General features: G+C 71.5%; 8 protein-coding genes. All 8 read left to right on the forward strand.

Features of this window, described 5'->3' with window-relative positions; genetic code table 11:
* Positions 1–35: 35 nt before the first annotated feature.
* The 8 genes from IR155_RS15215 (at position 36) to IR155_RS15250 (ending at position 9,176) form a co-directional block, all read left to right on the forward strand.
* The gene (locus IR155_RS15215) at positions 36–1,031 is read left to right on the forward strand and encodes a carbohydrate ABC transporter permease (protein WP_135115636.1); all 996 of its coding nucleotides are present in this window, start codon (positions 36–38) and stop codon (positions 1,029–1,031) included.
* The gene (locus tag IR155_RS15220; protein WP_135115637.1) at positions 1,028–1,966 is read left to right on the forward strand and encodes a carbohydrate ABC transporter permease; all 939 of its coding nucleotides are present in this window, start codon (positions 1,028–1,030) and stop codon (positions 1,964–1,966) included. Before IR155_RS15215 ends, IR155_RS15220 begins: the two co-directional genes overlap by 4 nt.
* A 4-nt stretch (positions 1,967–1,970) precedes the next feature.
* Positions 1,971–2,621: a hypothetical protein gene (locus IR155_RS15225; protein WP_135115638.1), complete on the forward strand. Its 651-nt coding sequence runs from the start codon at positions 1,971–1,973 to the stop codon at positions 2,619–2,621.
* Between the two features lie 61 nt (positions 2,622–2,682).
* Entirely contained in the window at positions 2,683–4,734 is a 2,052-nt protein-coding gene (locus IR155_RS15230; protein ID WP_135115639.1) for a beta-galactosidase, read from the forward strand.
* A 194-nt stretch (positions 4,735–4,928) separates the two neighbouring features.
* Positions 4,929–6,053 (forward strand): Gfo/Idh/MocA family protein, encoded by a 1,125-nt coding sequence (locus tag IR155_RS15235; RefSeq protein ID WP_135115643.1) that lies wholly within the window; start codon positions 4,929–4,931, stop codon positions 6,051–6,053.
* Positions 6,053–7,255 (forward strand): dihydrodipicolinate synthase family protein, encoded by a 1,203-nt coding sequence (locus IR155_RS15240; RefSeq protein WP_135115640.1) that lies wholly within the window; start codon positions 6,053–6,055, stop codon positions 7,253–7,255. The genes IR155_RS15235 and IR155_RS15240 overlap by 1 nt, the downstream gene beginning before the upstream one ends.
* On the forward strand, positions 7,252–8,115 hold the full coding sequence (locus IR155_RS15245; RefSeq protein ID WP_135115641.1) for a sugar phosphate isomerase/epimerase family protein: 864 nt from the start codon (positions 7,252–7,254) through the stop codon (positions 8,113–8,115). Before IR155_RS15240 ends, IR155_RS15245 begins: the two co-directional genes overlap by 4 nt.
* Positions 8,116–8,141: 26 nt before the next feature.
* Positions 8,142–9,176 carry a LacI family DNA-binding transcriptional regulator gene (locus IR155_RS15250; RefSeq protein WP_135115642.1) on the forward strand — a complete coding sequence of 345 codons (1,035 nt, stop codon included), beginning with the start codon at positions 8,142–8,144 and terminating at the stop codon, positions 9,174–9,176.
* The last annotated feature ends 2 nt before the right edge of the window (positions 9,177–9,178 follow it).

Genomic DNA, 9,178 nt, shown 5'->3' on the forward strand with positions numbered 1-9,178 from the left:
GCCCCACCCCCTCGAGCCCCAACGGAGAGCGCCTCGTGAGCACCACCGCCACCAGAGTCATCGTGACCGGACAGCGATCGGCCCGCCGGTCGCTGATCCGCAGGAACCGACCGGAGCACCTCGACCGACCGGGCCAGCGGCGCCGGATGCGACGGGAGACGCTCGCAGGATACGGGTTCCTCGTGCCGTGGCTGATCGGCTTCTTCGGACTCACCATCGTGCCGATGGTGTACTCGCTCTACCTCTCGTTCACGGCGTACAACATCTTCGCGCCGCCCCGCTGGATCGGCTTCGACAACTACGTCCGGATGTTCACATCCGACCCCAACTTCATCCAGTCGGCGCAGATCACGCTCGTCTACGTGCTCGTCGGCACCCCGATCACCCTCGCCGCGGCGCTCGCGATCGCGATGCTGCTGAACTACCGCGACCGGGGCGCCGGCTTCTTCCGCTCGGCCTTCTACGCGCCCTCGCTGATCGGCGGATCCGTCTCGGTCGCGATCGTCTGGCGCGCGATGTTCGGCAACGACGGCCCGGTTGACAACTCGCTCAGCGTGCTGGGGATCGACCTCGGCGGCTGGGTCGGCAACCCGAGCCTCGTCCTTCCGGCGATGATCCTGCTGGCGGTCTGGCAGTTCGGCTCGACGATGGTGATCTTCCTCGCCGGCCTGAAGCAGATCCCGAAGGAGCTGTACGAGGCGGCCGAGATGGACGGCGCGAACGCGTGGCACCGGTTCCGCGCGGTGACGCTGCCGATGCTGTCGCCCGTCATCTTCTTCAACCTGCTGCTGGGCCTGATCGGCGCCTTCCAGGTGTTCGCGTCGGCGTACATCATCTCGAACGGATCGGGTGGCCCCGCGGGAATGACCAACTTCATCACCCTGTACCTCTACAAGCGCGGCTTCGCCGACGGACAGATGGGATACGCGGCCGCGATCGCGTGGGTGCTGCTGATCGTGGTCGCGATCATCGCCTTCATCCTGTTCCGCACCCAGCGCTCCTGGGTCCACTACGCCGGAGAGAACCGATGAGCACTTCCAACGCCGCCACCACCTCGGGCGCTGCATCGACCCCGGTGTTCGCCGCGCAGCAGACGATGGTCGCCCCGCCGGCGCCCCGTCGCCGCGTCACGCGCAAGACCTGGCAGACCGTCGTCTGGCTGGTCGTCCTGCTCGCCCTCACCGCCGTGGTGCTGTACCCGCTCGTGTGGCTGCTGTTCTCGACGTTCAAGCCGAACGCCGAGTTCGGTCAGAACCCCGGGCTGCTCCCCCAGTCGCCGACGATCGACAACTACATCAAGGTGCTCGAGGGAATCGCGGGCGTGCCGATGTGGCGGTTCTACGCGAACTCGCTGCTCATCGCGGTCGCCTCGGTGATCGGCACCGTCATCTCCAGCTCGCTCGCCGCCTACGCGTTCGCGCGCATCCAGTTCAAGGGACTGGGAGTGCTGTTCGCGGCGATGATCGGCACGCTGCTGCTGCCGTTCCACGTCGTGATCATCCCGCAGTACATCATCTTCAACCGGCTCGACATGGTCGACACCTTCTGGCCGCTGCTGCTGCCGAAGTTCCTGGCGACCGAGGCGTTCTTCGTCTTCCTGCTCGTGCAGTTCATGCGGCAGATGCCGCGCGACATGGACGAGGCGGCGCGCATCGACGGTGCGGGCCACGTCCGGATCTTCTGGTCGATCATCCTGCCGCTCGTGAAGCCGGCGCTGATCACGTGCTCGATCTTCGCGTTCATCTGGTCGTGGAACGACTTCCTCGGGCCCCTGCTGTATCTGACGAGCCCCGACAATTACCCGCTGCCTATCGCGCTGCGCCTGTACAACGACCAGACGTCGTCGAGCGACTACGGCGCGACGGTCACGGCCAGCTTCATCGCGCTGGTGCCCGTGCTGCTGTTCTTCCTCGTCTTCCAGCGCTTCCTGGTCGACGGGGTCGCGACCCAGGGCCTGAAGGGCTGAGGCGATGGACCGCCGGGAACTGCGGGCCGCGCGCCGCGCCGATGCCTCGGGCAGCGGCCCGACGCTCGAGGAGCGCGCGCCGCGCCGCCACCCGGGCGCGACAGGCGGGTTCGCGCTGTTCGGCGAGGTGCTGTTCACGGGCCTGCTCGTCGCCGCGGGCGGCCTTGTCGTGGTGACACTCCCCGCGGCGCTGGCGGCCGGCATCCGGCACCTTCATCGCTACGCCGACGCCGAGGCGTCACACGCGCGCCTGTTCTGGCGCGACTGGCGCGCGGCCCTGCCCGGCGGCCTGGTCGTCGGGGTCGCCGGGGTCGCGCTCGCCCTCGTGCTGGCACTCGACATCGACCTCGCGGGTTCGGGCGCGCTGCCGGGCGGCGCCGCGATCGCAATCGTCGGATGGGCCGGGGCCGTCGCGCTGGGCGTCGCCCTGCTCGCGGCGGCCGGCGCCTGGACGCCCGAGACCGGATGGCGCGCGGCCGTACGCGCCATCCCGGCCGCGATCGCGGCGGATCCCGTCGGCGCGCTGTATATGGCCGCGACCGTGGTGTTCGTCGGCGTCGTCACCTGGATGCTGCCGCCGCTGCTGCTCGTCGCGCTCGGCTGTGCGGCGTTCGCGGTGGTCGCCATCCCGGTGCGCCGGCAGCGCCCCGCCTGACGCGACGCGCGGCCTCCCGCGCACCCACTTCCCGACCGATCCGAGAGGACAGGAGCCGCCCGTGCTGTACGGCGCCGACTACAACCCCGACCAGTGGCCAGAGCGGGTGTGGGACGACGACGTCCGCCTGATGCAGGAGGCAGGCGTGAACATCGTCAGCCTCGGGATCTTCGCGTGGTCGCGCATCCAGCCGTCCGAGGACGTGTGGGACTTCGCGTGGCTCGACACCGTGATCGACAAGCTCCACGCCGGCGGGATCGCGGTGAACCTCGCCACGGCCACCGCGTCGCCGCCGCCGTGGGTGAGTGCGCGCTACCCCGAGACTCTTCCCGCCGACGAGAGCGGGGCCTCGTACTGGCCCGGCAGCCGGCAGCACTTCGCTCCGTCGTCGCCGACCTACCGCCGCCTCGCGGGCGAGCTCGTGCGCCGGCTCGCCGAGCGCTACGCCCAGCACCCCGCGGTTGTGATGTGGCACGTGGGCAACGAGTTCGGCTGCCACCTGCCGATGGACTTCTCCGACGCCGCACGCGACGCGTACCGCGTGTGGCTGCGCGGGCGATACGAGACGATAGACGCCCTGAACGAGGCGTGGGGCACAAGCTTCTGGTCGCAGCGATACGGGTCCTTCGAGGAGATCTTCCCGCCGCGACTCGCGCCGTACAGCCACAATCCGTCGTCGATGCTCGACTTCCGCCGGTTCACGTCCGACATGCTGCTCGAGTGCTACCTCATGGAGCGGCGCATCCTGCTCGACGGCGGCGCCACCCAGCCCATCACGACCAACTTCATGGGCGCGTTCAAGCCGGCCGACTACCGCCGGTGGGCACCCCACATGGATGTGATCGCGGACGACTGCTATCCGGATCCCGCCAATCCGAACCGCGTGCGCGACTCGGCGTTCCAGCGCGACCTCGTGCGCTCGCTCAAGCCGGGCGTGCCGTGGCTGCTGTGGGAGCAGGCGACGGATGCCGTCAACTGGCGCCCGTCGAATCCCGGCAAGCGGCCCGGCGTCCTGATGGCGGAGACGGCGCAGTCGATCGGGCGCGGCGCCGACGGCATCATGTTCTTCCAGTGGCGCCAGTCCCGCGCCGGCAGCGAGAAGTTCCACTCGGCGATGCTCCCCCACGCGGGCACGCAGACCCGCACCTGGGACGCGGTGACCGAGCTCGGCGCGCGCCTCGCAGCGTTGCCCGAGCTGCCCGCGCCCGGACGCGATGCCCGCGTCGCACTCGTCTTCGACTGGGAGAACTGGTGGGCCGTCGAGGAGCGCGACCACCCGACCGAGATCGACTACCTCGCGCTGTCGCTCGAGTGGTACGGCGCGCTTCACCGCCGCGGGCTGATGGTCGACATCGTCGCCCCCGAGGAGGTGGACGACGGCTACGACCTGGTCGTGGCGCCCGCGCTCTACCTGCTGCGCGATGAGGGCGGAGCGGCGCTCGGCCGCTTCGTGGCGGCGGGCGGCACACTGCTGACGGGCCCGTTCACCGACATCGTCGACGAGCACGACCAGTTCCGCGACGGCGGGTTCCTCACCCAACTGGGCCCCGTGCTCGGCGTGCGCTTCGAGGACTTCGGTGCGCTTCCGGGCGCGGCGACCGGCGGAACGGGCGTCGGCGCGCAGTCCGCGCGCAGCGGCGGGCCGACGACCACCGCGGGCTTCCGCGTGGCGGGCGGCGCACATCGCGGCCGCCTCGTGGCCGAGCGCGTGCACGCGACGGGCGCGGAGGTCGTCGCGACATTCTCCGATGGGCCCGCCGCGGGCTCACCGGCCCTCACTCGGCATCGCCACGGCGCGGGCGAGGCCTGGTACGTGGCGACCCAGCCGGTCGCGGAAGGCCTGGATGCCGTCATCGGTGCGGTGATCGAGGCCTCCGGGGTGCGCCCCGTGGTCGACGAGCTGCCACCCGGGGTGGAGGCCGCGCGCCGCGGCGACCTCGTCACGCTCATCAATCACAGCGACGAGCACGTCGAGGTGTCGCTCGCCGGCACCGATTCCGAGAGCGGCGCCGCCGTCGAGCGCATCACGCTGCCGCCGCAGGGCGTCCGGTTCGTCTCGGTGCCGATCACCACCGCAGAGTCTGCGCGGGGATCGGCGTCCGTCACGGCCTGATCCCCTGCGGACCGAACGGAGCCGGCGGGCTTGCGCAGTCCCCCGGCTCATGGAACACTCGATGTCGGAAAGCGCTTACCCATACACGAAGCGCGACCCACGAAGCCACACATCACCCGCACCGACGCGGGTCGGAGAGCAAGGAAGCACACACCGTGACTGAGAGCACCGCCGTCCGCGAGATCGGCATCATCATGAACGGCGTCTCGGGACGCATGGGCTACCGCCAGCACCTCGTGCGGTCGATCCTGGCCATCCGCGACCAGGGCGGCATCGAGCTGCCCGACGGCTCGAAGGTCACCGTGCGCCCACTGCTCGTCGGACGCAGCGAGGCGAAGCTCGCGGAGATCGCGGCGCAGCACGGCATCGACGACTGGACGACCGACCTCGACAGCGCGCTCGCCGACTCGCGGTGGGAGATCTACGCCGACTTCCTCGTCACCAAGGCGCGCGCCGCGGCGCTGCGCAAGGCGATCGCCGCCGGCAAGGCGATCTACACCGAGAAGCCGACCGCCGAGACCGTCGAGGAGGCCCTCGAGCTGGCGCGCCTCGCCGCCGAGGCCGGCGTCAAGACCGGCGTCGTGCACGACAAGCTCTACCTGCCGGGGCTGCAGAAGCTGAAGCGCCTGATCGACTCGGGCTTCTTCGGCCGGATCCTCTCGGTGCGCGGCGAGTTCGGCTACTGGGTGTTCGAGGGCGACTGGCAGGTCGCGCAGCGCCCCAGCTGGAACTACCGGGCCGAGGACGGCGGCGGCATCATCGTCGACATGTTCCCGCACTGGAACTACGTGCTGGAGAACCTGTTTGGCGAGGTGAAGTCGGTCTACGCACACGCGTCGATCCACATCCCCGAGCGCTGGGACGAGAAGGGCGAGCGCTACGACGCGACGGCCGAGGACGCCGCCTACGGCGTCTTCGAACTCGAGGGCGGCGTCGTGGCGCAGATCAACTCGAGCTGGACGACGCGCGTCGACCGCGGCGAGCTCGTCGAGTTCCACGTCGACGGCACCCACGGCTCGGCCGTGGTCGGCCTGCACAAGGCGAAGATCCAGCACCGCAACGCGACGCCCAAGCCGGTCTGGAACCCGGATCTCGAGGACTCCCACGACTACGACGCCGATTGGCAGCCGGTTCCCGCCAACGACGTGTTCCTCAACGGCTTCCGCCAGCAGTGGGAGGAGTACCTCACCAGCTACGCGCTGGGCACCGACTACGCCTTCGACCTGCTCGCCGGCGCGCGCGGCGTGCAGCTCGCACAGGCGGGACTCGAGTCGAGCCGCAGCGGCGCCAAGGTCGCCCTCGACCCGCTGAGCCTGTGATGGACGCCCTCACCCTGCTCGGCACCGACGGCACCGTCACCCGCGAGGAGCTCACGGCGGGCGCCTCGTTCGCGAAGCCCACGGCCGGGCTGCGCTCGCGCGTCGCCTACGCCGCCGCGCACGTCGTGCCGGTCGCGTGGGCCGACAACACCCCCGGCCGTCCGGCCGAGATCGACTGGGATGCGACGCTCGGCTTCCGCCGCAACGTGTACTCGTGGGGCCTCGGCGTCGCCGATGCCATGGACACCGCACAGCGCAACATGGGTCTCGACGCCGCGGCGGTGCGCGAGCTGATCCGCCGCAGCGCCGAGGTCGCGCGCGAGGAGGGCGGATCCGTCGTCGTCGGCGTCAACACCGACCACGTGGACGAGCCCGTCATCTCGCTCGCGGCCATCATCGACGCGTACAAGACGCAGCTCCACGACACCGAGGAGCAGGGCGCCGGCCCCGTGCTGATGTGCAGCCGGCACCTCGCCCGCGCGGCGACGTCGGCCGCCGACTACCTGCGCGTCTACGGCGCGGTGCTGCAGTCGGCGACCACACCGGTCGTCCTCCACTGGCTCGGCGAGGCCTTCGATCCCGAGCTCGCCGGGTACTTCGGCTCGCGCGACTGGCGCGACGCGTCGCGCATCCTGCTGCGCATCATCGAGGAGAACCCCGGCAAGGTCTCGGGCGTGAAGATGAGCCTGCTCGACTCCGCGAGCGAGGTCTGGGTGCGCGAGCGCCTTCCCGAGGACGTCCGGATGTTCACGGGCGACGACTTCAACTACGTCGGCCTGATCGGCGGGGCGGATGTGCCGGATGCGACGCAGCCGGAGCGCTCGGAGGGGACGACGCGGACGCACTCCGACGCCCTGCTCGGCGCCTTCGCGGCGATCACGCCCGTCGCCTCCGCGGCCATCCAGGCGCTCGATTCCGGCGACCCCGACGAGTACCTGCGACTGCTCGGGCCCACCGAGCAGCTCAGCCGGCAGGTGTTCGCCGCGCCGACGTACTACTACAAGACGGGCGTCGCGTTCCTGTCGTGGCTGAACGGCCACCAGCCGGCGTTCCAGATGGTGGGCGGCCTTCACTCCGCCCGCAGCCTGCCGCACCTGTCCGAGATCGTCCGCCTCGCGAACGCCTCGCGCGCCCTCGAGCGGCCCGAACTGGCGGCCGAGCGCTGGCACGGCCTGCTGCAGCTGAACGGAGTCGCGCGATGAGCGTCCACCCCCGCCTCTCGATCAACCAGGCGACGATCAAGCACACGACGGTCGCCGAGGCGCTGCGCGTGACCGCCGATGCGGGCATCGGCGCCATCGGCCTCTGGCGCGAGCAGGTGCAGGATGCCGGCCTCGCGGAGTCGGCGCGGATGCTCGCCGACTGGGGCCTGCGGTACTCGACGCACTGCCGCGGCGGATGGTTCACGGCGGTCGAGGGCCCGGATCGCCGGGCCGCGATCGACGACAACCGCCGCGCGATCGAGGAGACCGCGACGCTCGCCGCCGCGGGGGCGCCGGGCTCGCGGGCGGTCCTCGTGCTCGTGGTCGGCGGCCTCCCCGACGGATCGCGCGACCTTCCGGGCGCGCGCCAGCGGGTGCGCGACGCGGTGGCCGAGCTCGCCCCCGACGCGCAGGCCGCGGGGGTCACCCTCGCGCTCGAGCCGCTGCATCCCATGTACGCCTCGGATCGCTCCGTGCTGTCGACGCTCGATCAGGCGCTCGACATCGCGGCCGACTTCGATCCGGCCGTGGTCGGCGTGACGGTCGACACCTTCCACCTGTGGTGGGATCCGGACGTGCTCGCGAAGATCGAGCGCGCGGGCCGCGAGGGGCGCATCGCGACGTACCAGGTGTGCGACTGGAAGACGCCGCTCGAGGCCGACAACCTGCTCTCACGCCATTACCCGGGCGACGGGATGATCGACTTCGGTCCGATGACGCGCGCGGTCGAGGCCGCGGGCTACACGGGCGACATCGAGGTCGAGCTGCTCAACCAGGCGATCTGGGACACGCCGCCCGCCGAGGCGGTGCGTCGCACGATCGACGGCTTCGCCCGGGCCGTCGCGCCGCACCTCGGCTGAGCCCCCGCGGCTCTAGGCTCTATCCCATGTCAGAGACCCCCGTCACGACGCCGCCTGCCCGGGTTCCGACCCTGGGCGACGTGGCGCTCGAGGCGGGGGTGTCGCTCGCCACGGCGTCGCGCGTGCTGAACGGATCGCAGCGCCGCGTCGCGGACGACTTCCGGGTGCGCGTCGAGGCCGCCGCCGAGCGCCTCGGCTACACGGCAAACCTGTCGGCGCAGACCACCGCGCGCGGCACGTCCGCCGTGGTCGCCCTGCTCGTGGCGGACATCGCCGACCCCTACTTCGGGCAGCTCGCCGCGGGCGTGACCCGTGCGGCCGAGGCCGCCGGGCTGATCACCACGATCGCGATCACCGAACGCGACCCCGAGCGCGAGCTGCGCCTGGTGCGCACGCTCCGCGGGCAGCGCCCCCGCGGCATCATCCTGGCGACGTCCCGCGACGACTCCGTGGATCCCGAGCCACTGATCCGCGAACTCCAGAACGCGACATCGGCCGGCGCACGGGTCGTGACGCTCGGCGCCGGGCTGCCCGGTACGCGCACCGTCGCGTTCGACAACCGCGCCGGCGCCCGCGACCTCGGCGCCCGCGTCGCCGGCCTCGGCTACCGCGAGGCGATCGTGCTCGCCGCCGCCGAGGGAGTGCGCACCTCGGACGACCGCGTCGCCGGCTTCACCGAGGGCTTCACCGACGGCGGCGGGCGCGTGGCGCGCGTGCTGCGCGGCGGCATCAGCCGCGACTCGGGCTACGAGGCGGCGAGCGAGGTGCTGCGCGACGAGCCGGCCGAGGGAACCCTGCTGTTCGGGATCTCCGACGTCGTCGCCATCGGCGCGCTGTCGGCCGTCCGCGACGCGGGCCGCACCCCGGGCGCCGACATCGCGGTCGCGGGCTTCGACGACATCGCCGCGGGCCGCGACATCGTGCCCGGCATCACGACGGTTCACGTGCCGCTCGAGCGGGTGGGCGAACAGGCGCTTGAGGCCACCTCGGCCGAGGAATGGCAGCCCTCGGCGCTGCCCCTCGAGGTCGTGCTGCGGGACAGCACCCCGCCCCGAGCCTGACC

This window comes from Microbacterium paludicola, assembly GCF_015235415.1.
Taxonomy (GTDB): domain Bacteria; phylum Actinomycetota; class Actinomycetes; order Actinomycetales; family Microbacteriaceae; genus Microbacterium; species Microbacterium paludicola.

Excerpts from the sequence above, each read along its gene's own strand:
- IR155_RS15235 (WP_135115643.1), top strand. The coding sequence starts at position 4,929 with ATGAACGGCGTCTCGGGACGCATGGGCTACCGCCAGCACCTCGTGCGG.
- IR155_RS15220 (WP_135115637.1), top strand. The coding sequence starts at position 1,028 with ATGAGCACTTCCAACGCCGCCACCACCTCGGGCGCTGCATCGACCCCG.
- IR155_RS15245 (WP_135115641.1), top strand. The coding sequence starts at position 7,252 with ATGAGCGTCCACCCCCGCCTCTCGATCAACCAGGCGACGATCAAGCAC.
- IR155_RS15225 (WP_135115638.1), top strand. The coding sequence starts at position 1,971 with ATGGACCGCCGGGAACTGCGGGCCGCGCGCCGCGCCGATGCCTCGGGC.
- IR155_RS15240 (WP_135115640.1), top strand. The coding sequence starts at position 6,053 with ATGGACGCCCTCACCCTGCTCGGCACCGACGGCACCGTCACCCGCGAG.
- IR155_RS15250 (WP_135115642.1), top strand. The coding sequence starts at position 8,142 with ATGTCAGAGACCCCCGTCACGACGCCGCCTGCCCGGGTTCCGACCCTG.